The sequence below is a fragment of the Sinobaca sp. H24 genome, assembly GCF_023845525.1.
On record NZ_JALBWT010000027.1, the window covers coordinates 1 to 26,301 of the forward strand.

The 26,301-nt window shown below is 43.2% G+C and carries 24 protein-coding genes, 4 tRNA genes and 9 pseudogenes; 27 read left to right on the plus strand and 10 right to left on the minus strand.

Features of this window, described 5'->3' with window-relative positions; all coding sequences use genetic code 11:
- The 6 genes and pseudogenes from MMY81_RS24025 to MMY81_RS24050 form a co-directional block, all read left to right on the plus strand.
- Nucleotides 1-180, plus strand: a 180-nt coding sequence (locus MMY81_RS24025; RefSeq protein ID WP_252314818.1) for a hypothetical protein, incomplete at its 5' end; no start/stop codon positions are given.
- Nucleotides 181-361: 181 nt separating this feature from the next.
- Nucleotides 362-1,479: pseudogene (rpoD, locus tag MMY81_RS24030) on the plus strand (RNA polymerase sigma factor RpoD).
- A 208-nt stretch (nucleotides 1,480-1,687) separates the two neighbouring features.
- Complete coding sequence (locus MMY81_RS24035; RefSeq protein ID WP_252314819.1) at nucleotides 1,688-2,569, plus strand: glycine betaine ABC transporter substrate-binding protein; 882 nt, start codon at nucleotides 1,688-1,690, stop codon at nucleotides 2,567-2,569.
- Between the two features lie 180 nt (nucleotides 2,570-2,749).
- Complete coding sequence (locus MMY81_RS24040; RefSeq protein ID WP_252314820.1) at nucleotides 2,750-3,121, plus strand: c-type cytochrome; 372 nt, start codon at nucleotides 2,750-2,752, stop codon at nucleotides 3,119-3,121.
- A gap of 100 nt (nucleotides 3,122-3,221) precedes the next feature.
- Nucleotides 3,222-3,944: a tRNA (adenine(22)-N(1))-methyltransferase gene (locus MMY81_RS24045; protein WP_252314821.1), complete on the plus strand. Its 723-nt coding sequence runs from the start codon at nucleotides 3,222-3,224 to the stop codon at nucleotides 3,942-3,944.
- Nucleotides 3,941-5,061, plus strand: a pseudogene (locus tag MMY81_RS24050) (Nif3-like dinuclear metal center hexameric protein). Before MMY81_RS24045 ends, MMY81_RS24050 begins: the two are co-directional and overlap by 4 nt.
- A gap of 22 nt (nucleotides 5,062-5,083) precedes the next feature.
- On the opposite strand, the pseudogene MMY81_RS24055 reads toward MMY81_RS24050, so the two are convergent.
- Nucleotides 5,084-6,023, minus strand: a pseudogene (locus MMY81_RS24055) (4-hydroxy-3-methylbut-2-enyl diphosphate reductase).
- Between the two features lie 236 nt (nucleotides 6,024-6,259).
- Between MMY81_RS24055 and MMY81_RS24060 the strand changes: the two are divergent.
- The 4 genes and pseudogenes from MMY81_RS24060 to MMY81_RS24075 all read left to right on the plus strand — a co-directional run.
- A pseudogene (locus MMY81_RS24060) lies at nucleotides 6,260-6,777 on the plus strand (DEAD/DEAH box helicase); the annotation flags it as partial.
- A 78-nt stretch (nucleotides 6,778-6,855) separates the two neighbouring features.
- Complete coding sequence (locus MMY81_RS24065) at nucleotides 6,856-7,563, plus strand: helicase-related protein (protein ID WP_252314873.1); 708 nt, start codon at nucleotides 6,856-6,858, stop codon at nucleotides 7,561-7,563.
- An 18-nt stretch (nucleotides 7,564-7,581) separates the two neighbouring features.
- On the plus strand, nucleotides 7,582-8,472 hold the full coding sequence (locus tag MMY81_RS24070) for a deoxyribonuclease IV (protein ID WP_252314822.1): 891 nt from the start codon (nucleotides 7,582-7,584) through the stop codon (nucleotides 8,470-8,472).
- A gap of 144 nt (nucleotides 8,473-8,616) precedes the next feature.
- A complete protein-coding gene (locus tag MMY81_RS24075; protein ID WP_252314823.1) occupies nucleotides 8,617-9,312 on the plus strand; it encodes a lytic transglycosylase domain-containing protein in 696 nt (231 codons plus the stop codon).
- Between the two features lie 47 nt (nucleotides 9,313-9,359).
- Here MMY81_RS24075 and MMY81_RS35780 read toward each other — a convergent pair whose 3' ends face one another.
- The 7 genes and pseudogenes from MMY81_RS35780 to MMY81_RS24110 all read right to left on the minus strand — a co-directional run bounded on the left by MMY81_RS35780 (nucleotide 9,360) and on the right by MMY81_RS24110 (nucleotide 12,973).
- Entirely contained in the window at nucleotides 9,360-9,566 is a 207-nt protein-coding gene (locus MMY81_RS35780) for a hypothetical protein (RefSeq protein ID WP_374562709.1), read from the minus strand.
- Nucleotides 9,505-10,370, minus strand: a pseudogene (locus MMY81_RS24085) (polyphosphate kinase). The gene MMY81_RS35780 and the pseudogene MMY81_RS24085 overlap by 62 nt, the downstream one beginning before the upstream one ends.
- Nucleotides 10,364-10,678 (minus strand): hypothetical protein, encoded by a 315-nt coding sequence (locus MMY81_RS24090; protein WP_252314824.1) that lies wholly within the window; start codon nucleotides 10,676-10,678, stop codon nucleotides 10,364-10,366. The pseudogene MMY81_RS24085 and the gene MMY81_RS24090 overlap by 7 nt, the downstream one beginning before the upstream one ends.
- Complete coding sequence (locus MMY81_RS24095; RefSeq protein ID WP_252314825.1) at nucleotides 10,617-10,898, minus strand: hypothetical protein; 282 nt, start codon at nucleotides 10,896-10,898, stop codon at nucleotides 10,617-10,619. Before MMY81_RS24095 ends, MMY81_RS24090 begins: the two co-directional genes overlap by 62 nt.
- Nucleotides 10,899-10,920: 22 nt before the next feature.
- Entirely contained in the window at nucleotides 10,921-11,460 is a 540-nt protein-coding gene (locus tag MMY81_RS24100) for a polyphosphate kinase (protein ID WP_252314826.1), read from the minus strand.
- Nucleotides 11,461-11,643: 183 nt separating this feature from the next.
- Complete coding sequence (locus MMY81_RS24105; protein WP_252314827.1) at nucleotides 11,644-12,162, minus strand: hypothetical protein; 519 nt, start codon at nucleotides 12,160-12,162, stop codon at nucleotides 11,644-11,646.
- Nucleotides 12,122-12,973, minus strand: coding sequence for a Ppx/GppA phosphatase family protein (locus MMY81_RS24110; RefSeq protein ID WP_252314828.1), 852 nt, complete (start codon nucleotides 12,971-12,973; stop codon nucleotides 12,122-12,124). Before MMY81_RS24110 ends, MMY81_RS24105 begins: the two co-directional genes overlap by 41 nt.
- A 276-nt stretch (nucleotides 12,974-13,249) precedes the next feature.
- Here MMY81_RS24110 and MMY81_RS35785 point away from each other — a divergent pair, with 276 nt between their 5' ends.
- Genes MMY81_RS35785 through MMY81_RS24135 form a run of 6 tightly spaced genes read left to right on the plus strand, consistent with a single transcriptional unit; the run spans nucleotide 13,250 to nucleotide 16,235 of the window.
- Complete coding sequence (locus MMY81_RS35785) at nucleotides 13,250-13,378, plus strand: hypothetical protein (RefSeq protein WP_374562713.1); 129 nt, start codon at nucleotides 13,250-13,252, stop codon at nucleotides 13,376-13,378.
- A 38-nt stretch (nucleotides 13,379-13,416) separates the two neighbouring features.
- Complete coding sequence (locus tag MMY81_RS24115) at nucleotides 13,417-14,148, plus strand: metal ABC transporter ATP-binding protein (protein WP_374562734.1); 732 nt, start codon at nucleotides 13,417-13,419, stop codon at nucleotides 14,146-14,148.
- The gene (locus MMY81_RS24120) at nucleotides 14,037-14,909 is read left to right on the plus strand and encodes a metal ABC transporter permease (protein WP_374562736.1); all 873 of its coding nucleotides are present in this window, start codon (nucleotides 14,037-14,039) and stop codon (nucleotides 14,907-14,909) included. The genes MMY81_RS24115 and MMY81_RS24120 overlap by 112 nt, the downstream gene beginning before the upstream one ends.
- A 60-nt stretch (nucleotides 14,910-14,969) precedes the next feature.
- Nucleotides 14,970-15,155, plus strand: coding sequence for a metal ABC transporter permease (locus MMY81_RS24125; protein ID WP_252314830.1), 186 nt, complete (start codon nucleotides 14,970-14,972; stop codon nucleotides 15,153-15,155).
- The gene (locus MMY81_RS24130; RefSeq protein ID WP_252314831.1) at nucleotides 15,124-15,804 is read left to right on the plus strand and encodes a metal ABC transporter permease; all 681 of its coding nucleotides are present in this window, start codon (nucleotides 15,124-15,126) and stop codon (nucleotides 15,802-15,804) included. Before MMY81_RS24125 ends, MMY81_RS24130 begins: the two co-directional genes overlap by 32 nt.
- Nucleotides 15,801-16,235, plus strand: coding sequence for a Fur family transcriptional regulator (locus MMY81_RS24135; RefSeq protein ID WP_252314832.1), 435 nt, complete (start codon nucleotides 15,801-15,803; stop codon nucleotides 16,233-16,235). Before MMY81_RS24130 ends, MMY81_RS24135 begins: the two co-directional genes overlap by 4 nt.
- A 92-nt stretch (nucleotides 16,236-16,327) precedes the next feature.
- Here the strand turns inward: MMY81_RS24135 and ispG are convergent.
- A pseudogene (gene ispG, locus MMY81_RS24140) lies at nucleotides 16,328-17,427 on the minus strand (flavodoxin-dependent (E)-4-hydroxy-3-methylbut-2-enyl-diphosphate synthase); the annotation flags it as partial.
- A gap of 307 nt (nucleotides 17,428-17,734) precedes the next feature.
- On the opposite strand from ispG, the gene MMY81_RS34490 reads away from it, so the two are divergent.
- The 3 genes and pseudogenes from MMY81_RS34490 (at nucleotide 17,735) to MMY81_RS24150 (ending at nucleotide 19,498) form a co-directional block, all read left to right on the plus strand.
- Nucleotides 17,735-17,860 carry a hypothetical protein gene (locus MMY81_RS34490; RefSeq protein WP_308215463.1) on the plus strand — a complete coding sequence of 42 codons (126 nt, stop codon included), beginning with the start codon at nucleotides 17,735-17,737 and terminating at the stop codon, nucleotides 17,858-17,860.
- A 32-nt stretch (nucleotides 17,861-17,892) separates the two neighbouring features.
- Nucleotides 17,893-18,629: pseudogene (locus tag MMY81_RS24145) on the plus strand (DUF1002 domain-containing protein).
- 218 nt (nucleotides 18,630-18,847) lie between these two features.
- Nucleotides 18,848-19,498, plus strand: a complete 651-nt coding sequence (locus MMY81_RS24150; protein ID WP_252314833.1) for an NfeD family protein — start codon at nucleotides 18,848-18,850, stop codon at nucleotides 19,496-19,498.
- 19 nt (nucleotides 19,499-19,517) lie between these two features.
- Here the strand turns inward: MMY81_RS24150 and MMY81_RS24160 are convergent.
- Nucleotides 19,518-20,278 (minus strand): annotated as a pseudogene (locus MMY81_RS24160) (DUF1189 domain-containing protein).
- Between the two features lie 209 nt (nucleotides 20,279-20,487).
- Between MMY81_RS24160 and MMY81_RS24165 the strand changes: the two are divergent.
- From MMY81_RS24165 to MMY81_RS24200, 8 genes and pseudogenes are all read left to right on the plus strand, one after another.
- Nucleotides 20,488-22,131 (plus strand): annotated as a pseudogene (locus tag MMY81_RS24165) (Na/Pi cotransporter family protein).
- 75 nt (nucleotides 22,132-22,206) lie between these two features.
- Nucleotides 22,207-22,692 carry a DUF456 domain-containing protein gene (locus tag MMY81_RS24170; protein WP_252314834.1) on the plus strand — a complete coding sequence of 162 codons (486 nt, stop codon included), beginning with the start codon at nucleotides 22,207-22,209 and terminating at the stop codon, nucleotides 22,690-22,692.
- Nucleotides 22,693-22,788: 96 nt separating this feature from the next.
- Nucleotides 22,789-22,863: transfer RNA gene (locus MMY81_RS24175), tRNA-Asn, on the plus strand.
- A gap of 4 nt (nucleotides 22,864-22,867) precedes the next feature.
- Nucleotides 22,868-22,944: transfer RNA gene (locus MMY81_RS24180), tRNA-Met, on the plus strand.
- 23 nt (nucleotides 22,945-22,967) lie between these two features.
- Nucleotides 22,968-23,043 (plus strand) — tRNA-His (locus MMY81_RS24185).
- Between the two features lie 6 nt (nucleotides 23,044-23,049).
- Nucleotides 23,050-23,126 (plus strand) — tRNA-Ile (locus MMY81_RS24190).
- Nucleotides 23,127-23,351: 225 nt separating this feature from the next.
- Complete coding sequence (locus tag MMY81_RS24195) at nucleotides 23,352-23,963, plus strand: superoxide dismutase (protein ID WP_252314835.1); 612 nt, start codon at nucleotides 23,352-23,354, stop codon at nucleotides 23,961-23,963.
- Between the two features lie 219 nt (nucleotides 23,964-24,182).
- Complete coding sequence (locus MMY81_RS24200; RefSeq protein ID WP_252314836.1) at nucleotides 24,183-26,276, plus strand: peptidoglycan D,D-transpeptidase FtsI family protein; 2,094 nt, start codon at nucleotides 24,183-24,185, stop codon at nucleotides 26,274-26,276.
- Nucleotides 26,277-26,301: the final 25 nt, after the last annotated feature.

The window sequence follows — 26,301 nt, forward strand, 5'->3', positions numbered from 1 at the left end:
TCTGATTTATCGGAAAATGAAATGTCTGACTATGTCTATCAGATTAAAAGATATCCGGAAAGGGTATTAGTTAAAGAGAAAGAACGTAAAATCAAAGAAGCAGAACAAAGAAAAGATTATGAAACAGCCCTAAGGCTTGCTATGGAGCTGTTGGAGCTTCGCAAATCATCAGGATTATAAACAGCGGTTCTTTCAGGCTATTCCTCTCTCACTATAAAGGAAAATAGCCCTATTTTTTTGCAGGCAGTTTATTGGAATCCACTGGCAGAGATATGCTAGAATCGAATTCCAACTGCACTAGAATAATGAACAATAGAGATAAATAATGGTATTAATGAGATGAACGGAAGGAGGGGATCGAATGGCTGAGAAACCGACACGCCCATTGGCGGAAGGCGATATGTCCATCGATCAAGTAAAAGAACAATTACTAGAAGCAGGTAAAAAACGTGGAAATTTATCCTATGCGGAAATTTCTGAGAAGCTTGCCCCTTATGAGCAGGATTCAGAACAGATGGATGAATTTTTGAATACCTCGGCGAGCAGGGAGTAGATATCCTCAACGAGGGCGAAGAAGTTGTTCCGAGTATGGATCGTGTGGCTAAAGAGGAAGAGCTTGACCTTAATGACCTAAGCGTTCCTCCCGGTATTAAGATCAACGACCCCGTTCGTATGTATTTAAAAGAAATAGGGCGCGTTCACCTGCTTTCGGCGAAAGAAGAAGTGTCGCTCGCTAAGCTTATTGAAGAAGGAGACGAGGAGGCCAAGCGCAGGCTGGCAGAAGCAAACCTTCGTCTTGTTGTTTCGATTGCCAAGCGTTATGTCGGCCGCGGTATGCTCTTTCTAGATTTGATTCAGGAAGGTAATATGGGACTGATTAAAGCAGTAGAGAAGTTTGACTACAACAAAGGTTATAAATTCAGTACCTATGCGACATGGTGGATCAGACAAGCCATTACACGTGCGATTGCCGACCAGGCCAGAACCATCCGGATTCCAGTGCACATGGTGGAAACAATCAATAAATTAATCCGTGTGCAGCGTCAGCTGCTTCAGGACCTTGGACGTGAGCCTTCTCCGGAAGAAGTATCCAAAGAAATGGATCTAACACCGGACAAGGTAAGAGAAATTTTAAAAATCGCCCAGGAACCTGTTTCTCTTGAAACGCCAATTGGTGAAGAAGACGATTCTCATCTTGGTGACTTCATTGAAGACCAGGAGGCCTTGGCGCCGTCTGATGCAGCAGCATATGAGCTTTTGAAAGAACAGCTTGAAGACGTGCTTGATACGCTCACAGACCGTGAAGAAAATGTTCTTCGGCTGCGTTTTGGACTTGATGATGGACGTACAAGAACGCTCGAAGAAGTAGGTAAAGTATTTGGTGTAACAAGAGAAAGAATCCGCCAAATTGAAGCCAAAGCCCTTCGTAAGCTCCGTCATCCAAGCCGGAGTAAGCGTTTGAAAGATTTTCTTGATTAAATAAACAGCTGAAAAGCCGCCAAATTGGCGGCTTTTTTATGAGGAATTCTATATTTTTTTGACTTTTCGACTAAATACCGTATGATTAAAGAGACTAATATTTTACTGCAGGAAAAAAAGGGGGAAAGCAAAACGGTTCTTGCTTTTATTTTTGCATCAAAAATTAAATTTATTTTTAATTAATTGAATTTATCGAAGGGGGATTTACATGAACAGCATTTGGAAAAAAACAGCCGGATTATCAATAGCAGGCGGATTAACAATAGGACTGGCTGCCTGCGGCGGAGGTAGTGAAGAGTCAGAGGGTGCAGAAGAAGAAGGCGGTGAAGTCAATTTAACCTACGTAGCGTGGGAATCAGAAATTGCTTCATCCAATGTGATTAAACTTATGCTGGAAGAGGCCGGTCAGGACGTAACGTTGACGCAGGTAGATCAGTCGCCGATGTGGAGCAGTGTAGCGAATGGAGATGCAGATGGTTTTGTAGCTGCATGGCTTCCAACAGACATGGATGCGGAGTACGAGCGCTATGGTGATGAAATGGTAGATCTTGGGCCAAATCTGGAAGGAAACAAAACAGGGCTTGCCGTACCTGAGTATATGGATATTGATAGTATTGAAGACATAACAACGGATACAGCAGAACATATTACCGGAATTGATGCTGGGGCGGGAATAATGCTTGCAACAGAAGAGGCGCTGGACGTTTACGACCTCGACATAGAACTGTTAGCAAGTACGGATGCAGCAATGACTTCTGAACTAGGCGGCAAGATTAATAACGAAGAGCCGGTAATCGTAACAGCCTGGCAGCCGCACTGGAAATTCAATACGTATGATTTGAAATTCCTTGAAGATCCGGAAGGCGTATTTGAAGCAGACGGTGAAATACGTACGATGGTAAGAGAAGGACTTGCAGAAGACAACCCGGAAGCCTATCAAATTCTTGATAACTTCTATTGGACACCGGAAGATATGAATCAAGTGATGCTTGATGTGGCACAAAATGATATGGAACCTGAAGAAGCTTCCCAAAAATGGATTGATGAAAATCGTGATACCGTCGATGAATGGCTGGAAACGGAAGAATAATTCAGATAGCCAGACGACTATTTTTAAGGCCGGGAGGCTGCGTTTTCGGCAGCCTCCCTCTTCTTTATGTATTCGCTATCATAAATATTGGTTTTAGCCTTTTTTAATTGTTCAATATAAAGTAAAATATAAAAGAATACGTATACATGATTTGATACATAGTGAAGAGGGGGAGAGTGTGTGAAAAGAAAACCGCTTATTCCATTTTTATTAATCGCTGTAGTTGGTCTCCTTTTAACACTGGGACTATCCTTTATTGGATTGAACCAGCAGGCAGAAAGAGAAGCAGAAGAAACGGGAGAAGCTTCCATTGATGAAGATCCAGTAGCTTATGGCGAAGAGCTGGTTGCTGAAAACTGTATTTCCTGCCACGGCGAGAATCTGGAGGGACAGGGAGAGTACCCGGCAATAAATGATGCAGGGTCTAATTTTTCGGCTGAAGAAATTTCTACTATTGCCCAGGAAGGTATAGGAGATATGCCAGGCGGCATTGCAGCCAATGCTGAAGAGGGCGATGCAATAGCAGAGTACTTAATGTCGCTCGAAGAATAAAACAAAAAGAGGGGAAGCCTTCTTTTTGTTTTTTTGTGCCGGGAAAAGTGGTGAATATGGTACGATAACGAAGGACTTATACATAGAAAGGAAAGCCAATATGCCTAATATAACAATATCTAAAAGGCTTGCTGCGATTGCAGCATTTGTAGAACAGAAAGCTAACGTAGCTGATATCGGAACCGATCACGGCATTCTGCCTATTTATTTATGCGGACAGAATACGTCCAGAAAAGCTGTGGCTGCTGACCTGCGGGAGGGGCCGCTCGCGGCCGCCAGAACAAACATTGAAAAATACGGAATGGAGGATCAAATTGAACTTCGTATGGGAAGCGGTGTGTCTGTACTGAAAAAAGAGGATCCCATCGATACTATCATGATAGCCGGAATGGGAGGTCCTTTAATTGCTTCCATTTTGGAAGAGGGAAAAGAGCTGATAAATGAGCTGCCGTCCCAGCTCATTCTTCAACCGAATGTAGCTGCTGTGGAAGTCCGGCAATGGCTTTTGAATAACGGATGGGAGCTTACGGATGAATGTATGATAGAAGAAGAAAACCATTATTATGAAATTCTTTCTGCTAAAAAAGGAGACCCTGAAAAGCCATACCGGCAGATAGGTATAAGCAGAGGAGCGGCATTGTTATTTGGTCCGTTTCTTGCTGAAAAAAAAGGAACAGCTTTTATAAACCAGTGGAAAAGGGAAAAAGAAAACTGGGAATCGATCAGCATGCAGGTAGACAAGGCTGAAAACAAGGAACACGTTCAGAGTAAAAAACAACTCCTGCAGCAAAAGCAGAACTGGTATAAGGAGGTATTCTCATGAAAAAAGAAGTAAACGGCCAAACGATTATTGATGTATTTGAAGAATGGTCTCCACGTGCTTACGCTGTCGATGGAGACCGAGTCGGGCTGATGGTAGGTACGCTCCATAAACCGGTAAGCAGGGTGCTGGTCGCATTGGATGTCACGGACAAGGTGATCGAGGAAGCTATATCTGCCGGAGCCGAGCTGATTATTGCGCATCATCCCCTCATTTTCCGTCCCCTGACGGAGATTAATACAGATCATGGCCAGGGGCCGCTGATTGAAAAATGTATTAAAAATGATATTGCTGTATACGCAGCTCACAAAACCTGGATATCGCGCCTGGAGGAGTAAACGACATGATGGCAGACGCTCTGGGACTTAAAGATGTGGAAGTACTGGCCCCAACCCAGACAGAGAAAATGAAAAAGATTGTCGTCTTTGCTCCAGATTCCCACGCTTCCGCTATCCGTAAAGCCATCGGAGATGCCGGAGCCGGAAGTTTAGGAGACTACAGCCACTGCAGCTTTTTTGTAGAAGGGACAGGTACGTTCATGCCGGAAACTGATGCAGACCCATATATTGGAGAATCCGGGCGTCAGGAATACGTGAAGGAAATGCGGATCGAAACGATCGTATCTGAATCTAATCTAAATCGCGCAAAACGAGCAATGCTTGATGCTCATCCTTACGAGGAACCGGCCTATGATGTTTATTCATTAGATGTAAAAGGCAGAGAACTGGGGCTGGGAAGAATAGGATTTTTGCAGGATGAGATGACGATAGAGGCTTTTGCAGACTATGTGAAGGAACGATTTGATGTTCCGGCAGTTCGTATAGCAGGAGACCGTAATAAAAAAGTCCGGAAAGTGGCCCTTCTGGGCGGGGACGGGAATAAGTACTGGAAACAGGCGCTTCTCAAAAAGGCAGATATTTATTTAACAGGAGATATTTATTATCATACTGCACATGATGCAATGCTGGACGGCCTCAATATGATAGATCCGGGACATAATGTAGAAAAAATTATGAAAGCCGGGACGAAGCGTTATATGGATGAGTTAAATGATAAACGAATAGAGGACGTTGAATGGGTGGCTTCCGAAGTATCCACAGAGCCGTTTTCATTCATATAAAAAAAGAGGCCAAATGGCCTCTTTATTTTTTCGCTTTTACTTTAGGAAGAATTTTTGATCCTTCTACTTTTTTCTCTGTTTTCCATGGTTGGATCGTTTTCGTCGTACTGCTGTAAAAAGGTAATGACCTCTTTCGTAATAGGGGTAGGGGTAGAGGCACCGGATGTAACACCTATTTTTTTAATGCCGTGAAGCCAGCTCAGCTGCAGCTCGCTGATATCAGAGATACGATAAGCCGGGGTGTTGGCAATTTGTTCGGAAACCTGGGCAAGGCGGTTGGAGTTGTTACTTTTCGGATCTCCAACGACAAGCACAAGTTCTGTTTGGCTTGCCTGCTCAGCTACGGCTTCCTGCCGGACCTGTGTGGCCATGCAGATTTCGTTATGAATCGAAGCTTTAGGATATTTTTCCATCGCACGATTCATAATATCGGAAACATCCCACTGACTCATGGTCGTCTGATTGGTAATAATAATTTTTTCAGATTGAATATTGAGATTCTCTACGTCATCCAGCGTTTCCACCAGGTGACTACGTCAGGAGCAACGCCAATAGCGCCTTCAGGCTCGGGTGTCCTTTTTTGCCTACATAAATAATATCGTAGCCTTCATCACGCTTAGCGCGGATCAAGTCATGCGTTCTTGTAACATCAGGGCAGGTGGCATCGACAGTTGTGAGCCCTCTTTCCTGAGCAATCTGGCGTACTTCAGGTGATACGCCGTGTGCCGTGAAAATAACGGTACCATGATCTACCTGTTTTAAGATTTCTACACGTTTTCTCCGTCGAGTGAAATGATGCCATCTTCTTCAAATGCATCTGTAACATGCTTGTTGTGAACGATCATTCCCAGGATATAGATGGGGCGCGGCAGGTCCAGGTTGCTTGCAGCCTGTCGTGCCATCACCATCGCGTCAACCACTCCGTAGCAATAACCGCGGGGTGAAATTTTTAATACTTCCATAACTGCCTCCTCTGAAACATACTTCCGTTACTCTATCCGGCTGTTATCTTGGGACAGTGTGCTGCATGCATTTAGCATGTCACTTACAGTATACTAGCTTCCTCATAAAATGAAAAGCAGGACGAAGTAGAGAATATGGACAGGAACCCTGTGAAGAAGCGCAGTTTGTGATAAAATAGGGGTCGGTTCAATAGGATACCCTCAGGGTAATCAAAGACGGAGGAACAAACATGAATATGAAAGCTTTTGAGCAATACAAACTGCCTGCTTTTTTAATAGAGGCACTGGAGAAACAGAAATTAAATTCTCCTACAGACATTCAGGAAAGGCTGATTCCAGCTGTTATAAATGGCAAGGATGTCATTGGGCAGTCCCAGACAGGATCCGGGAAAACCTGGCATTTCTTCTGCCCATCATAGCAAGAATAGAGCCTGACGTAAAAGAAGTCCAGGCCGTTATCACTGCGCCGACAAGAGAATTAGTGGAACAAATTAATAAAGTGCTGAAGGGACTGCTTGCCGAACAGCCGGAAGGTCAGGTTATCACCTCGCAGCGTGTTGTTGGAGGATCTGATCGTAAACGCGATATAGAAACTTCAGAACACGCCTCACATTATCGTTGCCTCTCCGGGACGTTTGCGTGACATGGTGAAGACCCAGTCCATCGATATTCACGCGTGAAAATGCTTGTTATTGATGAAGCGGACCAAATGCTTGATATGGGATTTATTGAAGACATCGATCCGGTCGCTGCGTTAATGCCGGACACTCTGCAGATGATGGTTTTTTCTGCAACGATTCCAGAATCACTGCAGCCCTTTTTGAAAAAATATATGACCAATCCAAAACATGTGCATATTGATCCTAAATCAGCGGCACCAAGAGAGATCAATCATTACTTTCTGCCTCTTAAGCATAAAGACCGCACGCAAGAGACGGTACGTATTGCCTCCTCCATTCAGCCGTATCTAGCGATTGTATTTGCTAACAAGAAAGAAGAAGCGGATGAGGTGCATGCGGCTTTCCTTGAAAAAGGATTGAATGCGGACGTTCTTCACGGAGGCTTGTCACCGAGAGAAAGAAAGCAGGTCATGCGTCGTGTGCACAGTCTTGAAGTGCAGTATCTGGTAGCCACTGATTTGGCTGCACGCGGTGTTGATATTCCAGGCATTACGCATATTATTAACCATACCCTGCCTACTGACCTGGAATATTATGTCCATCGTATCGGCCGTTCAGGCCGTGCCGGTCTGAGTGGAGAAGCCTATACTCTCATTGAAAAAGATGAGCTGGCCTCTCTTCAAAAGCTTGAGAAAAAAGGAATAAAATGCGAATTAGTTGAGCTTCGCAAGGGAGAATTCGTAAAAACGGTGGATCGGAAAAGCTTCCGTGCGGCTTCTAAAAAGCCGGACCAGCAGTCCCTTCCCAAAAAACCAAAACCAAAAAATGTGAAGCCTGGCTACAAGAAAAAAGCTCAACAGGAGCTAAGCCACCAGCAGACACGGGAGAAAAGATTAAATAAACGCAAAGATAAGCGCTGATAAAGGAGAAGACCCTACATGCTACTAGGATCCCACGTTTCGATGAGCGGTAAGAAAATGCTGCTAGGTTCGAGTGAAGAAGCCGCATCTTACAATGCTACGGCGATGATGATATACACAGGAGCTCCGCAGAATACCCGCCGCAAAGCAATTGAAGATCTGCAGATTGAAGAAGGCGCAAAGCATATGCAGGAAAACGGTATTAAAGAAGTAGTCGTCCATGCGCCTTATATTATTAACATTGGCAACACGACCAAGCCGGAAACGTTCCAGCTCGGCGTTGATTTTCTCACCTCTGAAATACAGCGGACCGAAGCACTAGGCGCAAAACAGATTGTTCTGCATCCGGGCGCCCACGTCGGAGCAGGTCCGGACGAAGGCATTAAGAAAATTATTGAAGGACTTAACGAAGTTATTGTTCCGGATCAGAACGTGCAGATTGCGCTTGAAACAATGGCCGGTAAAGGCTCGGAATGTGGAAGAACATTTGAAGAACTGGCGGCAATTTTTGATGGGGTGCATCATAATGATAAATTGTCGGTCTGCTTTGATACGTGCCACGTTCATGATGCGGGCTATGATATTATTAATGATCTTGATGGTGTATTGGAATCATTTGACCGTCTGATTGGTCTGGATCGTTTGAAAGTGCTCCATATTAATGACAGCAAAAACGATATTGGCGCCCACAAGGATCGCCATGAAAATATCGGTTTTGGCTATATTGGCTTTGAAGCTTTGAACCGAATTGTTCACCACGAGAGATTTAAAGATATTCCAAAGATTTTGGAAACGCCGTATGTTGGTGAAGAGAAAAAAGATAAAAAACCGCCGTACTACCATGAAATTCAGATGTTATCCAAACAGAGCTTTAATGAAAATTTAAAAGTCGAAGTCATGAGGCAGTAAACGTGACGGGGGTATAAAAGGGAAAATAAAGTCAAGGGGCTCCAGCGGCACCCTTGACTTTTCTTATGATATCCGGTAAAACCTTATAGCGTGAGAAAGAAACCGAAGCCAAAAGCAGCAAGGCGAAAAATAGGGGGCTTTACCGTGAACGTAACGAGTGAACTTTCGATACTAACGATCCCATTTTTGTTCATGCTCAGTGGAATAGAAAAAGAGCAGGTGCATCAGCATTTAGACATGTTGGATGAAAAGCAGGAAAGCCTGGAACGTACAGAAAAAATAGAAGCAGAAGAAGTATTTCCAGAGGTACTCCGTCCAATCAGCAGCGAGATAACTTATCAAGAGTGGAAGGCGGCGGAGGACGAAGCGGAAAACTTTTATGAAAAAAGCGATGGTCTTTTTAATAAAGAATGGGGAGTGTTTATGTCCTATCATGCAAATGATAAAGACATTGACCCGGCCATCGTATACGAGCTGCTCAGCGTCGAGACAGGCGAAACATTTGATCCTGATCTGGTAGGTCCAGAAACAAGATACGGCCGGGCTTACGGTATGGCACAATTTATGACCAATACCGGACCGTGGATTGCAGATATGGCAGACATTGATTATGAGAAGGAATTTCTCTATAATCCTTATTATTCTATGCGATTATCCGTAGAATATCTCGATCATCTGCATAATAAATATGATGGAGACTGGAATAAAGCGTTAACAGCTTATCACCGGGGTATCGCAGGAATGAATACCTATATGAAAGAAAACGGTGATGCCAAGAGCTGGTACGCAGTGGAAATACAGGAAAAAGCAAAAGACATGGAACTGGTTGCCACGGAATAAAAAAAAGCGCGCCGCATAAAAAGCCGGTGCGCTTTTGTTGTACATAGTTATTCTCCGTCCGAATCAACAAAACGCGATGCCCAGTCATGGAATATCAGCTGGCTGTTTACGGGTTTGTGATCCGATTTGACATAGTGATATGCGCCTGTATTATCTTGATATCTTGCTTTTACATTGTCTTTTAAATACGTTTCAAGTATTTTTTTTAAGCGTTTTTTTAATAGGTAATGAAAAAACAGGAAACATAATTTCAATGCGTTTATCCATATTTCTTGTCATCCAGTCAGCTGAAGATAAGTAAACCTTTTCTTCTTTATGGAATGGAAATAGAATATACGGGAATGCTCCAGAAACCTTCCAATGATGCTGATCACATGAATATTTTCACTGACCTCTTTTATGCCTGGCTTTAAGCAGCAGATACCACGAATAATCAGATCAATTTTAACTCCCGCTGCTGAGGCTTCATAAAGTTTTAGGATAAGCGGCTTATCCGTCAGCGAATTCATTTTCGCAATAATCCGACCGTCTCCATGCTTTTTCTGGTAGTTGATTTCCTCATCGATTAAAGAGAGAAGATCATCACGCAGGTCTGTCGGCGCTGTAGATAATTGATTCCATTTAGGTTTTTTGGTGAACCCGCTGATATGGTTGAAAAAGTTTGTGGCATCCTCTCCAAAGGCTGTATTCATCGTAAGAATGCCCATATCGGTATATAGTTTAGCGGTCGAGTCGTTATAATTTCCCGTACCTAAATGAACGTAACGCTTGATTTTACCTTTGTGCTCTTTAACGACGAGCGTAATTTTGCTGTGCGTTTTAAGCCGCTGACGCCGAAAATAACATGGGCGCCGGCTTTTTCCAGTTTCTTGGCCCAAATAATATTGTTTTCTTCATCAAAGCGCTTTAAGTTCCACTAGTACCGTAACCTGTTTCCCATTGTCAGCTGCTTCGAGCAGGGCTTTAATGATTGGAGAGTCCCCACTGACTCTGTAAAGCGTCTGTTTAATAGCAAGAACTTCAGGATGATGGGCAGCGGCCGTAATGAAATCTACAATCGGCTGGAATGATTCATAAGGGTGATGAAAAAGATATCCTTCTTTTCGATAGCTTCAAAAATATCCGGTTCATCGATAAGATCTTCCGGTGTTTGAGGAATGAGTGTTTCATCGACAAGGTGTTCTCGTTCCTCGGATAAATTTGAATACAATGCAAAAAGAAAGGATAGATCCAGCGGACCGGTGGTTCTGTACACATCGTCCTCATGTACGTGAAGAGTCTGTATAAGGTAACGAAGGGTTTTCTCATCCATCAGCCCTTTTTGGTATTCCAGGCGAATGACAGCCCCCCAGCGTCTTTTCTTCAATTCTTTTTCTATTTCCTGAAGGAGATCGCGGGCACCTTCTTCCGTGAATAGTTAAATCAGCATTTCTTGTAATGCGAAAAGGGGAAACGCTGATAATATTATAGCCTTTGAATAATTCAGGCATGTACTCCATTAATAAATGCTCCAGCAGCATAAAACGGCTTTCTCCGGAAGCGGCCGGAAGTTCAATAAATCTTGAAAGGACTGCAGGTATTTGCACGATAGCAAAACTTTCCGCCTGTTCATCGTCGTTTATGCTGAAGCCTCACGGCTAAATGAAGCGATTTGTTTAAAAGCATAGGAAATGGTCTGGAGCTGTCAACCGCCATAGGGGTTAAAACGGGAAAGACGTAGCTGCGGAAGTAATTTTCCACATAGGTCTGCTGGCGGTTGTTCAGCTCTTGAACGCTCAGTATTTGAATACCTTCCTTGTCGAGAAGCGGAAGAATTTTCTCTGTAAAGAAGCTATCTTGTTTCTGAACGAGTGCGCCCGTTCGTTTTGTAATCGCTGCGAGCTGCTGCTTTGGCGTAAGCCCGGCTTTATTTTCAGGACGATTGTAGCCGGCTTTTACCTGATCTTTCAATCCGGCTACCCGAACAGAGAAGAATTCATCTAAATTGGAGCTGAATATAGCAAGAAACTTGAGTCGCTCCAGAAGAGGAGTTCTGTTGTCAATCGCTTCCTGGAGGACTCTTTCATTAAAAGAGAGCCAGCTCAATTCCCTGTTGTTGTAGTAAGCGGGAGAGCTGAAGTCAATAGATTGCTTTTTAGGGGGTGTCATAGGCTGATCTTCCTTTCTGCGACGGCTCTTCTTTATTATTTATCCAATAAGTGTAAAGAAGGCTCCAGACCAAACATTAGCACAGCAATGTAAATCCCGTATGAATGTTTTATTACAAAAAGTGAAGAGTGATCGAACGATCAAGTACTTTTTCTAAATGCTTTTTATGCTTTTCGCTTTTCATCATTTCAAATACAGGGGAGATGTCTTTAGAACTGTAAAAAGTGAAGTGTAGTTCTTTGCGCTCGTTTTGTACCTCAAGCCGGTCAATAACGTTCGATTCGTACGATTCAAAGCATATCCAAGCTTTAATATACTGCCCAGCAGTTCATACTGTGTAAGCAATTTATCGTCTATCTGCTGTTTGAATGGCTTTGAAAAAGACTGCAGCCACGATTTAGATTTAAAAGAAGCGATAAACGCCATAGCCATTCTATCCTGGTGGGAAATGCCGTCAATGGATCGGTTTGTTAATAAATAAAAGGTATGCTGGCTGCTGGCTTCGTAGCTTATATATTCCCCAATATAGAGAACATTTACACTTTTCCGGAGTAATTCCTGCTGATCGTTGGCAATGAGCTCTTCAGGAAGATGCGGCAGCAGCTGTGTATATAAGCTGTCAGCAATAAAACCAACCTGCTCTACGTTGACGTTATTAACTTCAAATTCTTCTTTCAGCTGATAAAAGCTTTCCTCTTCCACTTCTATTTTTCATTTCTGGATGCTCTTTCTGCATTTCTTCCATTAATAAGCCGTCACGAAGCCCTTTATTACTCATTAAAAAATAAGGAGAGCTGGTGTACTCGATAAGCGATTGTATAATTACAGCTGCAGGCAGAATAGTATCAGACCGGTCTTTTGATAACCCCTCGATAGAGTCGCGTTTTTCTTCCGGCGTATCGGATAGAAGTGAAATGACTGACTCCATATCGTCCGGATTCATGGTGTATTGATGCAGACCGGAGAGCGGATAATCGATAGATGCCTGATGAATTAAGGACAGGTTACGGGCACTTCCGCCTATTCCAACGATGGGAAGGTCCTTAGTAGAAAGAAGCCAGGGGAGAGTTTTAAACTCACTTTTCGCTTTTTCCTTAATGGCGTCTAATGCTTTATGTTCTTTTTTATAAGAGTCTACAAACTCTTTTTTCAAGGTTAAAGCACCAAACGGAAAGCTGTGGGAGTGAATAATCTTCTTGTTTTGAAACAATGTGATTTCTGTACTGCCGCCGCCGATATCAACAGTGATGCCGTCATTTAAGAAAGTAGACTGCTGTACTGCAAGGAAACCGTAGTAGGCTTCCTCCTCTCCGCTGAGAACCCGGACCGGCATGTTCGTTTCATCTGTTATAAACTGAATGATTTCCTTGCAGTTGGACGCATTTCGAATAGCTGCAGTGGCAGCCGCCTGGACGGTTTCAACTTTGTGAAAATCAATCACTTCCTGAAAACGGAGAAGGACAGAACGAAGAATGCTGAAGCCTTCATCCGTTAAATTATTTTTCTGGTCCATGTGGGAGCTCAGCCGGGCCACTTCTTTGACATTATGTAATTCCGCAGGCCTCGTTTTCCGTTCATTCCGTGGATAACCATTCGAATGGAGTTGGACCCTATATCAATTACAGCTATTTTTTTCAGCATTATATTGTCTCCTTTTTCTTCATATAGGTATAGTATGACAGGAAGCAGCGAATATTTACATCTCTCATTTCCTCCTGTATACTTGATTAGTCAAATCGTAATGATTCTTAACAGACGATTATGAACTAAAAGGGGGAGGAGCCTCCAGATGAATAAAACAGTTTCACCACTATCTACTATTCTTTCTGTTAATCAAGTATCTTTTCATTATGCAAGCCAGCCTGTTCTTGAACATGTTACGCTGCAAATTAAAAAGGGGATTTTCTCGGCCTGGTAGGTCCGAATGGATCCGGAAAGTCCACACTTGTCAAAATCCTGCTGGGACTGCTGCCGCCGGCAGAGGGAACGGTAAATCTGTTTGGCGTTCCTTTAAGAAAATTTAAAGCCTGGGATCAAATAGGTTATGTATCCCAAAAAGCAAACAGCTTTAACAGTGGCTTTCCGGCTACTGTATTTGAGGTTGTGTCTATGGGACTATACGGAAAGATTGGTTTATTTCGTTTCCTGAAAAAGTCGGATAAAGAAAAAATCAAACAAACACTTTCCAGTGTCGGCATGCTGGAATTTAAAGATAGGAATATAGGCGAGCTTTCCGGTGGCCAGCAGCAGCGGGTTTTCATAGCGAGAGCCCTTGTCAGTGATCCGGAGATACTCATTTTAGATGAACCTACTGTCGGTGTAGATGCAGCTTCTGTACAGGCATTTTATGAGCTGCTCAGCCATTTGAACAAAGAAAGGGGCATAACGCTTCTGCTCATAACACACGATGTCGGAGCAATGACGAGCTATGTAACAAAAGTAGCCTGCCTAAACAAAAGCCTGCATTTTCACGGCAGCACAAAAGATTTTGAAGAAAGTGACATGTCTTCTTTATATGGTCATGACGTGCATCTCCTAACCACGAACATGGAGGAGGCAGCCACTAAATGTTTGATCTGTTTTTTCACTATGAATTTTTGCGTAATGCATTTTTCGCAGGCATTATTATTGGATTTCTGGCTCCTGTACTGGGCGTATTTATTGTGGTCCGCCGTATGGCGCTCGTGACAGATGCGTTATCTCATATTACACTGACAGGTATTGCATTTCATCTGCTGCTCAGTCAGAGTGTGGTATTTCTGCAGGCACTCAATCCATTATATATGGGAATGGCATTTTCTGTAGGCGGCTCAATTTTAATGGAAAAGCTGCGTCACGTATACAAGCATTACCAGGAAATTGCGGTGCCCATTATTTTGTCTTCCGGTATAGGGCTCGGAGTCGTGTTTATTTCTCTTGCCGATGGATTTAACAATGATTTATTCAACTATTTATTTGGAAGCGTACTTGCTGTGACCAGCGCTGATTTAACGGCTATTACTGCGGTACTCGTGGCAGTAACCGTGCTGCTGCTTTTATTTTATAAAGAATTGTTGTTTTTGGCTTTTGATGAAGAGCAGGCACGGGTGAGTGGAATACCATATAAATGGCTGAACTTCTTATTTATTATTATGACGGCGCTTGTCATTGCATCCTCTATGAGAATTGTCGGTATTTTACTTGTATCTGCCTTGGTTACACTGCCGGTCGCAGCCGCCATTCAGTTATCCAAAAGCTTTAAGCAGATGTTTATATACTCTATTATTATTGGGGAGATATCTGTTATAAGCGGATTGGTTTCTGCCTTTTATTTGAACGTGGCACCGGGAGGAATGATTGTGCTTATTGCCCTCAGCATTTTACTGCTTGTTATAGCAAGCAGGAAAGCAGCAGGCATGGGCATTCGAAAATTACGCGGACGAAAAGCACTGGAATGGAAAAAAGCCTAGCATATCAATTGTCGCATTGGTTTATTTCTTGTAAAATATACGTATAGAAGAGTTGATGTCATGTTAGAGTTGTCATTTATAGAACGTGGAATCATAGCCGCTTTGCTGGTAGGGGCTATTGCTCCTATGGTTGGGGCTTTTCTTGCTGTAAGGCGGTCAACTATTATATCAGAGTCGCTTTCCCACGTTACCCTGACTGGTATCTCCGCAGGCGATGGGACAGCTTTGGACAGTCACGGATATTAATCCATTATACACCGGGTTCTTGTTTGCGCTGATCGGTTCCCTGTTAATTGAAAAGCTCCGCCAGATATATGATCGTTTTCAAGAGCTTGCGGCCCCTATTATTTTATCAGCCGGAGTCGGGCTGAGCGCAGTTATTATGAGCGCTTCAGGAAGCGGCTATACAGAATGGTACGAATATCTTTTCGGAAGTATTGTTTCTGTGCGGATGGAAGACCTCTGGTTTATTATTGCGACCGCGGGTCTAGTCATTATTCTGCTCGCTGTTTTCTTTAAAGAGTTCGTTTCTGTCTCTTTTGATCAGGAGTTTGCCAAAGTGTCGGGTATCCCGTTAAAAAGAATTAACTTTTTATTTTCTTTATTAATTGCGCTTGTCATCTCTATGTCTATGAAGGTAGTAGGTATATTATTAGTAGGGGCATTAATTGCACTACCGGTCGCAGCTTCACTGCACGTAGCTAAAAGTTTTAAAAAGCTGCTTTTGTTCAGTGTATTGTTCGGAGAAGCAGCCGTTCTGGCCGGTGTTTATTTTTCATATCAGTTTAATATTGCCACCGGAGGCATGATTGTTGTTCTTTCCGCTTTTCTTCTGCTGGCGGTATTAGCAGGAAAACGGCTGAAGTCTATGAGAAAAAGGGAGAGATTTGCATGAACGTTGAACAGGCGTTGGAACAATTAAAAAACGATGGATTTAAATATACAGGCAAACGGGAGCAGATGCTCGAACTGTTTTCGAAAGAAAAGCGGTATTTGTCCGCAAAGGATGTACTCGTAGAGCTTCAGAAAGATTACCCGGGAGTAAGCTTTGACACCGTCTACCGGAATTTGTCGTTGTTTGCTGAAAAGGAAATTCTGGAAATGACAGAGCTGGATGGGGAGAAAAAATTTCGTTTCAGCTGTGCGACTTCACAGCATCATCATCATCTAATCTGCCTTGACTGCGGTAAAACAAAGCACATTCACTCCTGCCCGATGGACTGGCTGGAAGAGAACGTGGAATCTGATTTTGCCGTGACTTCCCATAAGTTCGAGATTTACGGATATTGTGAAGAGTGTCAGGCTAAGTCCAAAGTCACAGCATAAATAAACCGCGCATCCGGTGAATGGATGCGCGGTTTTTGCATATAAAAAGCCCGGGCGGTCTGAAACCGGCCGGGCCAAATATTAATTAGTAAGAGAAGCTGCTTTTCTGCTTCTTTTTTGTAATGCTCTTCTGCAATTTTGTCGACTTCTTTTTTCAACTCATCTACCATTGTTTCTTCCGGCACTTTACGGATGATTTCTCCGTGGCGGAAAAGAAGGCCTTCTCCGCGTGCACCGGCAATGCCGATATCGGCTTCACGAGCTTCACCAGGACCGTTTACTGCGCAGCCAAGCACAGCTACTTTAATCGGTGCTTTAATCGTGGAAATATATTCTTCAATATCATTGGCAATGCTGATTAAGTCAATTTCAATACGTCCACAGGTAGGGCAGGAGATAAGGGTTGCTGCGTTTGCTGCCAGACCGTAGGTTTTCAGCAGTTCACGTCCTACTTTGATTTCTTCTACAGGGTCTGCGCTTAAAGAGATACGCATTGTGTTTCCAATGCCCATATTCACAATAGCACCGAGACCGGCTGCACTTTTTACCGTTCCGGCAAAGAGTGTACCCGACTCTGTAATACCAAGGTGAAGCGGATAATCAAAAGCTTTGGATGCTTTCTCATAGGCTTCAATAGCCAGATGAACATCCGATGCCTTCATCGATACGATAATATCATGAAAGTCGAGTTCTTCGAGAATGCTGATATGATAAAGGGCGCTTTCTACCATGCCGTCTGCGGTAGGGTAACCGTATTTATCAAGAATTTTCTTTTCAAGTGAGCCGGCGTTTACACCGATACGAATTGGAATGCCTTTTGCTTTAGCTGCTTTTACGACAGCTTCTACCTTTTCGCGTTTTCCAATATTGCCGGGGTTGATACGGATTTTATCTGCACCGCCTTCAATAGCTTTAAGAGCAAGACGGTAGTCGAAATGAATATCTACTACCAGCGTATAGTAATACGTTTCTTTATTTCAGGGATTGCCTCAGCGCACGCATGTCGGGACATGCTACGCGGACGATTTGGCATCCTGCTTCTACTAATCGGTCAATTTCACTCACGGTTGCTTCTACGTCATGTGTTTTTCGTCGTGGTCATGCTTTGAATGATGATCTCATCATTTCCGCCAATAACCAGATTTCCTACATTTACTGGTCTTGTTTTGGAACGATGCGTTATTTGGCTCATGTATCCATTCGCCCCTTCAGATTAATAAATTTTTCGGTTCAGTATGAAGCATGTATATTGCAATACATACCAATCGTAACCAAATCTTATGCATTGTTATTGTATCAGCGTTTGAATCTGTTTGGCAAGCATATCCGTTTAAAGTGCTGTTTTGGTATCTTTTTTAAAAGAAGAAGTGTAACCAATTATGAAAAGCGTCGACTAATGAGGTGGGAATATAAATATTCCTGCAGCATATAAAAGGCAGGGTGGAACTGCCTGTACTAAAGAATCTTAAAAACAAGTTTCATCATAAAGGAGAGAAACCATGAACAAGAAAAAAACATTTACAGCAGCAGGAATGGCAGCAGCTATTATGCTGACGTTTCCAACAGCCGGAGCGTTCGCTGATTCAGCCGAAGGAGACGAAATTGTTACACTTGGTGAGACTTAACTGCAGAACAGCGGGATCAGCTGCTAAATGAAATGGATGCCGATGCTCAGGTAGAAACGATTACGGTATCAAATGAAGAGGAACATGAATATCTCGGTGACTATATGAGTGCACGCGATATTGGAACGAGAGCTCTTCTTCAGCTAAGATTACAACGGCCGGTTCCGGGGACGGGATTGATGTAGAAACAAACAACATAACAAAAATATCTGAAGAAATGTACGCCAACGCAATGATTACCGCGGGCGTGGAAGATGCTGAAGTGTATGTAACAGCTCCTATGGAAGTGTCAGGTACAGGAGCGCTTACCGGTATTTTAAAAGCATATGAAGTCCAGAACGATGTATCGATTCCGGAGGAGCAGAAGCAGGTAGCCAACGAGGAAGTAGTTAAAACGGCTGAGCTTGGTGAGAGCATCGGCACCGAAGAAGCAACCGAATTGATCACTAGAGTAAAGCAGGAAATTAGTGAACAGAATATTGAAAGCTCCGAAGATATCCGCGTACTGATCCAAAATATTGCGGTGGATATGAACATTGAGCTGACTCAAGAGCAGACGGACGGTCTCGTATCCTTGTTTGACCGCATGAAAGACTTAAACGTCGACTGGGGACAGGTTCAGGATCAAATCAGCAAGGTTCAGGATAATATCGGCAGTTTTGTAAACAGCGATGAAACCCAGTCTTTCTTTGCAAGCTTCCTTGATTTTATCAATGGTATTATTGATTCGATTTTCGGAGGATCTTCTGAATCAGAATCCAACAGCTGAACAAAATAGAAATAAACAATATTGAAAAGCAATAGGAGAGTCTTTAAAAAGACTCTCTTTTTTGTATGAAAGAAAAAGCTATTCGTTAAATGGACAAATAATGCCTCTTATTTTAAAAATATTTCCAAGATAAAGAAGAGATAAATTGAATCTGAAACCTAACAACGGTAAAATCGTATTATATAGACAACCAGATGAAAACGAAGGAGCTGAAAGGAATGGAATGGCTCGATCAAGCAAGCGTCGGTTTTATCGTCGTCTTTCTCGCGACATTGTTTCTTATAGGTGAACTGCTGGTGAAAACAAAGGGTTTATTCGCTATCTTGGGGCTTGCCTTTATTACTTTATATTTTGCCCATCATATTGAAGGGGCAGCCAGCATTTGGATCTTAGCTCTATATGCCGGCGGATTAATGCTCATTATTTTTGATGGCAAAGTAACAGGGGACGGAACGTTTGGAGTTATCGGTATCATTTTGATGAGTTTAAGTGTGGCTGTGCCTACTCCGGGCATTTTATACGGAGTGCTGGCAGTATTCGGCTTTCTGTTAGGTATTATCGGAGCACTTGTATTTTTGAAAGTGTTCCCAAGAAGAGGCCTTTGGGACAAGCTTACGCTTAAAGATAAACTCAGCAGCGAATCCGGCTATAATTCCATGAATGAATCCTACAAAGAGCTGATTGGGAAAAAAGGAAAGGCCCTTACTGATTTCCGGCCATCAGGGACGATCGAAGTAGAGGGAGAGCGGTACAGCGCCACAAGCGGCGGCCAGTGGATAAAAACCGGAGTTGAAATTGAAGTGGTATCTGCTGACGGCACAAGAATTTTGGTAAGAACAACAGAAGAAGCTTCCCAGACATCTTCATAAAAAAAGCAGCAGAACGGCGTTAAGCCGAACTGCTGCTTTTCTTTGGTACCGGAAGGGAACGATAGGCTTTATAGAGCATAAAGAATGCCAGCAGCCAGTAAATCGTGAAGCCGACCGGGATTTGAAAAGGAAGCAGATCCAAAAAAGCAGTGGCTATCGTTGGAAGCGTGACAGCAAAAGCACTCATAGTCCAGATAAATCGGTAAGGCAAAGGAATAGGCGAGGCCTTTCGGATCATCAAACCGAACACGGACAAGGCAAAGATGCCACAAATTTCAGCGTGGTATTGAGTAAGTACAAGCCGATAACCGCAACAGGAATTAAAATATAGAGTACATCCTGCAATGATGAAGCCAGGTTGGAAAGCTCTTGTTTTGTAAAAGAAATATTGCCCGCCTGGCTGTAAGAATAAACCTGGCTCTCGGCTCCGCTTCCTATGACTACTTCTTCCTGGAGCAGCGCCGACTGATTGGTTTCAGCCATTTCTGCTGCCGTTATCTCGCCGCTTGGGTCGAATACTAATTCATTCTCACCCTCTCCAATGTATTGGGGACCTTCCGCTTCGCTGATAAGCTGGCCGTTTTCGATGCTGAATTCAGGCACGTCCTCCTGCAGAAGGGTGTCGAGTTCATCCGAAACCTGGGAAAGCGACTGGGACAGGGCAATACTTGCCGGAATACTTGCCAGCAGCATGAGAAAAAATATGTAAAGAATCGTTTTTCCTATTTTTTGGAAACGGAATCTTGCAATGTGAAGGGGGAATACAAGCTTTTTATAAATAGATGAATAATAGACATATACTGCCTCCTCTGTATCCTGCGAGACTTATTCTAACGCAAATAGAAACAAGCCACAATATCGGGCAGATAAACATAAAAAGAAAAATAAAATAAAATGTAATATAATCTTTACAAAAACTCAATCTTTACTCAATATTAAACAAGTACGCTAATGAAGGTTTGCCTAAGGGGAATTTTTAAAACGAAGGGATGAGGGTGTTGGATCTTCAAACGATACTATTTACTTTTTTTGGGGGATTAGGTATTTTCCTATTTGGTATTAAATACTTAGGGGACGGCCTGCAGAAAATTGCCGGGATAAATTAAGGGATATTCTCGACAAATTCACAAGCAACCCGGTTATGGGTGTGCTGGCCGGAATTGTAGTAACAATACTTATTCAAACGAGCACAGGAACAACGGTGCTTACGATTGGACTGGTGAACGCTGGGTTTATGACGCTTTCCCAGGCAATTGGTGTAATTATGGGTGCTAACATTGGTACAACGGTTACAGCCTTTATTATTGGTATCAAAATTGAAGACTATGCACTGCCTATTATTTTCATAGGAACCGTGTTGATTTTCTTCTTTAAAAATAAAAAAATGAACAATATTGGACAGGCTGTTTTTGGATTTGGAGCGCTTTTCTTCGTCTTTCTCTAATGGGAGATGGGGTAGAGCCGCTTGAAGGGCTTCCGGCTTTCCGTGAGCTTACAATAAGCGTAAGTGAAAACCCGCTGCTCGGTGTACTAATCGGTACCGTGTTTACCGTGGCCGTGCAGAGCTCCTCCGCTTCTATCGGACTGCTTCAGGAGCTTTATGACCAGGGTGCTATAGAACTTGCCGCTGCTATGCCTGTGCTGTTCGGTGATAACATTGGAACGACGATTACTGCGGTTCTCGCCTCGCTAGGTGCTTCTCTTGCGGCGAAGCGTGCAGCGCTGACGCACGTTATCTTTAATGTGATCGGAGCAACAATCGTTATTATTTTAATTGTGCCGTATACGGCAATGATAGGGGGCATTCAGAATGCTCTTAACTTAAATGCTCCTATGACCATTGCATTCGCCCACGGTATCTTTAACGTGTCGAATACACTTATTCAGCTTCCTTTTGTAGCAGTACTGGCAATTATTGTGACAAAGCTGATTCCAGGAAAAGATACAGAGATTGAATACAAAGCACAGCATCTGGATCCTTCCTTTATCCAGCGCTCACCGGGGCTTGCACTCGGCCAGGCAAAAGCCGAGACCATGCGGATGGCTGAATTTGCTGAAAAAGGATTGATAGAATCCCATAAAATTTCAAAACAAATCACAAACGTCACGCAGAGCTTACGGTACAGTTTGAAGAAGCAATCAATAATCTGGACCGTAAAATAACCGATTATTTGATTATGATTTCCCAGCGGTCACTCTCGGATGAAAATTCCAAGCTGCATTCGATGCTGATGGATACAGTACGGGATATTGAACGTGTAGGAGATCATATGGAAAACGTGATGGAACTGGTGGATTATCAGATGACAAACAAAGTAACAATGTCTGAAGATGCCTACCAGGACATGGAAGAAATGTTTGATTTAACGATTAAAACTTTGCAGGAAGCTATCAGGTCGTTAGAAAATGACAACATGGAAGAGGCACATGAAGGTGCCAGAGAGGTCATCAAGCTGGAGGAACAAATCGATAAAATGGAACGTAAGCTTCGTAAAAAGCATATTTTACGTGTGAACGAAGGACGCTGCTCCGGATCCGCTGGTATTGTATTTGTAGATATTATCAGCAACCTGGAAAGAATTGGCGATCACAGCGTGAATATAGCTGAAGCTGTTTTACACGAACGTGATTAATATCGTATGATATATACAAATGTCTGCGCCCGCTGCCCATTCAAAAGCAGCGGGCGTTTTTAAAAGGAGGAAAAAATGGACTTTATCTTTTATACACTAGCCTTTATTGCATATGCGCTTGCTTTGGCGGCATTAATTTATCCGATCGTACCCGGAGGGATCTTTTATATTGCTGCCGTTGTTTTGATTGCTGCAGCCGAGGGGTTCAGTACGCTGTCTGCCTGGTTTTGGATAAGCCAGATTATTATTGCGGCGCTGTTGTTCATTATTGACTATGCCGTGCAGTATTATGGAATAGAACGAACCGGAGGGTCGAAAGCAGCGACTTGGGGAAGTATCATAGGTTTAATAGTAGGACCCTTTATCATCCCTATTGTTGGTGTGCTGATCGGTGCAGTGGCAGGTGCAATCATTGGTGAAATCATCTCTGGAGAAAAATCATGGCAGAAACTCGGCCGCATTGGGGCAGGGTCGCTTGCTGGTTTTCTTGCGACCGTCGTTTTAAAAGGAGTGCTTCTTATCGGCAACGGTATCTATCTTTTGTATCTTATTTTCACCTGATCAATTATTGAAAAATAAGCGTTGACGTTCTAATATTATCGTGGTATTATGATAAATGTCGCTGTTAGAAGACGTTTATACATAATAATAGGATATTCCACAGTAGCTCAGTGGTAGAGCTATCGGCTGTTAACCGATCGGTCGCAGGTTCGAATCCTGCCTGTGGAGCCATTATGGCGGTGTAGCTCAGCTGGCTAGAGCGTACGGTTCATACCCGTGAGGTCGGGGGTTCGATTCCCTCCGCCGCTACCATATAAAAAAAGAATAATTACATGGCGGTTGTGGCGAAGTGGTTAACGCACCGGATTGTGGTTCCGGCATTCGTGGGTTCGATTCCCATCAGCCGCCCCATGTGAAGGACCCTTAGCTCAGTTGGTTAGAGCAGACGGCTCATAACCGTCCGGTCGTAGGTTCGAGTCCTACAGGGTCCACCATTACAAATACTCAAGCACACATTGTGTGCTTTTTTTGTGTTTTTTTAGTTTAAACAATTATAGAGCTGGGTATAGACATTAGTGTCCATGTTAGAAATAAATGGCGGTAACAGCATATTGATTGTAAAACTGTCACCGTTTTGTTACATTTATTTATGTCGTATAGCTGAGAGGCTATATCATTTAATTTTCATTACACGTTTACATTCCAAGGAGGAGATTTAATTGTCAAATTACGAACTACCTAAACTACCTTATGCAGAAAACGCACTAGAGCCTCATGTAGACGCAACAACGATGCAGATTCATCACGATAAGCATCATAACACTTACGTTACAAAACTTAATGCAGCATTGGAAGGTCATGACGATCTTGCAAGTAAAGACGTAGAAGACCTTATTAGAGACCTTAATTCTATTCCTGAAGATATCCGTACAGCTGTTAGAAACAACGGCGGCGGTCACGCCAATCACACATTCTTCTGGCAGATTCTAAGCCCGGATGGCGGCGGCAAGCCAAGCGGAGATCTTGCAAGTGCAATTGAAAGCAAGTTCGGAAGCTTTGAAAAATTCCAGGAAGAATTTGCTGCATCAGCAACCGGCAGATTCGGATCTGGATGGGCATGGCTTGTACTATCCGGCGGTGAGCTTGAAATTATGAGCACAGCTAACCAGGATTCTCCAATCATGGAAGGCAAAACGCCTATCTTAGGTTTGGATGTATGGGAGCACGCTTACTATCTTAAGTACCAGAACCGTCGTCCTGAATATATCGATGCATTCTGGAACATCATTAACTGGAACGAAGTAGAAAAGCGTTATTCAGAAGCAAAATAATTAATATATTCCATTGACGGAATTAAATCAGCCTTAACTAGAAAGAAGCACCTATTATCTGAAATGATAATAGGTGCTTCTTTTGTTATTGCTCTTTTTTTAAAAGATGAACCGCCTGCTTTCTTTTTATCGTATATAGAGTATGGTAAAATCAGGGTGTGCGAGTGGATATATAATATCTGAATCGCACGAGCTCGTATTAAAGAAAGAGGGATTGCAGTGGCATCAAGAAAAACCAGAAAAAGTCATCTTCCTAAAAGATTAAATGTGCTTTTTTTCGCAGTATTTATACTTTTCTCGGCACTCATTTTAAGATTGGGATTTATACAAATCGTACAGGGAGACAGTTTTGAACAGGATTTGGAAGAAGCAAGCGAACCCGTAACGAGAATTGATGCACCTCGTGGAGTAATGTATGACAGAAATGGCGAAATTGCCGTAGATAATCAATTAATCCTCTCTCTTACATACACAAACTCATCGAGCGTATCGGATGAAGAAAGACTGGATATCGCTGAACGGCTGAGCGGATACATGGAAATGGATACAGATAGTATTACGGATAGAGATTTACGGGACTACTGGCTGATCACCCGGGAAGAGGAAGCGGAAGCTCTTCTCTCGGAAGAGGAAATGGCGGCGGCTGGAGAAAATGGAGAGGATCCATATGACCTGCAGCTGGAAAAAATTACAGAGGAGCAATTAAGTGATATTCAGGGAACGGAGCTTGAAACGGTAGCAGTATGGCGCGAAATGATATCTGGATATAATGATTCACCGCAAAGAGTAAAAGAAAATTTGACCAGGGAGGAAGCGCATGAAGTAAGTGTGCGCCTGGAAGAATTACCTGGGGTGGATTTATTAAGAGATTCAAATAGACAATATGTGTTTGATGAATCATTTCCGGGCTTTTTCGGTTCTGTAGGTTCCATTCCGCGTGAAACAATTGACGAATACCTGGCTCTCGGCTACGACCGATCTGATCTGGTCGGCACAAGCTTTTTGGAAGAAGAATATGAAAGTGCTCTTCGAGGCGTAAAAGGAGAGCTGCTTGACGCTGAGGAAGCTCTGGGTAATGGTGCTGAAACGACGGGGAGACGGGGCAATGATCTGGTGCTGTCTGTAGATATGGCGCTGCAGCAGGACCTGGAAACCATTGTAGATGAACAGGTCGGCGGGCAGTCCGGCAACTTCGTAAACGAAGAAGATGCCTATGCGGTGATGATTGAACCAAGTACAGGCGAAGTCCTTGCTGCCTCCGGCTACCAGGATCAGGTGGGAACTGTGAGCAGTTCATTTGAGATGGGTTCAACAGTCAAAATGGCAACTGTATTGGCCGGACTCCAAGAGGGCGTAGTGACAGCGGATACGTATATAAATGATACACCTATTGATCTGCCAGGAACGCCTTCAATCAGTTCAGCATCCAATAGTATTGGCAGTGTCAATTATTTAGGTGCTTTGGAAAGGTCTTCCAACATTTATATGTCGGAAATTGCGATGAGACTGGCAGACTATGAGCGTGGAAGTACATTTAATACAGCTAACGTGCAGGAAGCATATGATACAATGCGCTATTATTATAATCAATTTGGATTGGGTACAGAGACAGGTATAGACCTTCCCTCCGAATCTTCCGGAATTTCCGGTGGTTATGGAGATCCGGGAAATCTACTTTACCTGAGTTTTGGACAGTTTGATACGTATACACCTATGCAGCTTGCACAGTATGTATCTACTATTGCAAACGATGGGTACCGTGTGGAGCCTCACTTTGTAAAGGAAGTGCGCCATTCTAATCCTGATAAAAGCAATATGGGGTCAATTTCTCAACAGATTGAACCAAGCATTATGAACAAAATTGACATTGATGACGAGTATATTGATATGGCTCAGGAGGGAATGCTGGAGGTTGTAGAGGGATCAAACGGAACGGCTCGAAGCTACTTCAGCGATGCACCCTATGAAATAGCCGGGAAGACAGGAACAGCTCAGGTGACCGTGAGAAATGAAGGCACAGGAGAGCTTGATTCCAATGCAGCTAACCAGGCTTTTGTTGGGTATGCACCTTATGATAATCCTGAAGTCGCTATAGCCGTTATCGTTCCCTACACGTATTTAGAAGAGAACGGCGGCAGGAACGGGGTCGCAAACACTATAGCACGTGAAGCGATGGATGCTTACTTTGAGCTGAAAGAAGAGCGGCCTGAAATAGATCCGGAGAATGAAGACGTGATTGAACAACAGGAAGCAGAAGAAGGCACAGAAGCTGAAACTGAGGAAGACACTGGGGACGCTGAAACAGAGCAATAAGCTCCTCTGCTGAGATTAAATATGA

What these genes read in the sequence shown, in the direction of transcription:
- MMY81_RS24035 (WP_252314819.1), top strand. Translation starts at nt 1,688, where the DNA reads ATGAACAGCATTTGGAAAAAAACAGCCGGATTATCAATAGCAGGCGGA.
- MMY81_RS24065 (WP_252314873.1), top strand. Translation starts at nt 6,856, where the DNA reads ATGACCAATCCAAAACATGTGCATATTGATCCTAAATCAGCGGCACCA.
- MMY81_RS24125 (WP_252314830.1), top strand. Translation starts at nt 14,970, where the DNA reads ATGTTAGAGTTGTCATTTATAGAACGTGGAATCATAGCCGCTTTGCTG.
- MMY81_RS34490 (WP_308215463.1), top strand. Translation starts at nt 17,735, where the DNA reads ATGAACAAGAAAAAAACATTTACAGCAGCAGGAATGGCAGCAGCTATT.
- MMY81_RS24130 (WP_252314831.1), top strand. Translation starts at nt 15,124, where the DNA reads ATGGGACAGCTTTGGACAGTCACGGATATTAATCCATTATACACCGGG.
- MMY81_RS24045 (WP_252314821.1), top strand. Translation starts at nt 3,222, where the DNA reads ATGCCTAATATAACAATATCTAAAAGGCTTGCTGCGATTGCAGCATTT.
- MMY81_RS24100 (WP_252314826.1), bottom strand. Translation starts at nt 11,460, where the DNA reads ATGACACCCCCTAAAAAGCAATCTATTGACTTCAGCTCTCCCGCTTAC.
- MMY81_RS24110 (WP_252314828.1), bottom strand. Translation starts at nt 12,973, where the DNA reads ATGGACCAGAAAAATAATTTAACGGATGAAGGCTTCAGCATTCTTCGT.
- MMY81_RS24150 (WP_252314833.1), top strand. Translation starts at nt 18,848, where the DNA reads ATGGAATGGCTCGATCAAGCAAGCGTCGGTTTTATCGTCGTCTTTCTC.
- MMY81_RS35785 (WP_374562713.1), top strand. Translation starts at nt 13,250, where the DNA reads ATGAATAAAACAGTTTCACCACTATCTACTATTCTTTCTGTTAATCAA.
- MMY81_RS24170 (WP_252314834.1), top strand. Translation starts at nt 22,207, where the DNA reads ATGGACTTTATCTTTTATACACTAGCCTTTATTGCATATGCGCTTGCT.
- MMY81_RS24135 (WP_252314832.1), top strand. Translation starts at nt 15,801, where the DNA reads ATGAACGTTGAACAGGCGTTGGAACAATTAAAAAACGATGGATTTAAA.
- MMY81_RS24070 (WP_252314822.1), top strand. Translation starts at nt 7,582, where the DNA reads ATGCTACTAGGATCCCACGTTTCGATGAGCGGTAAGAAAATGCTGCTA.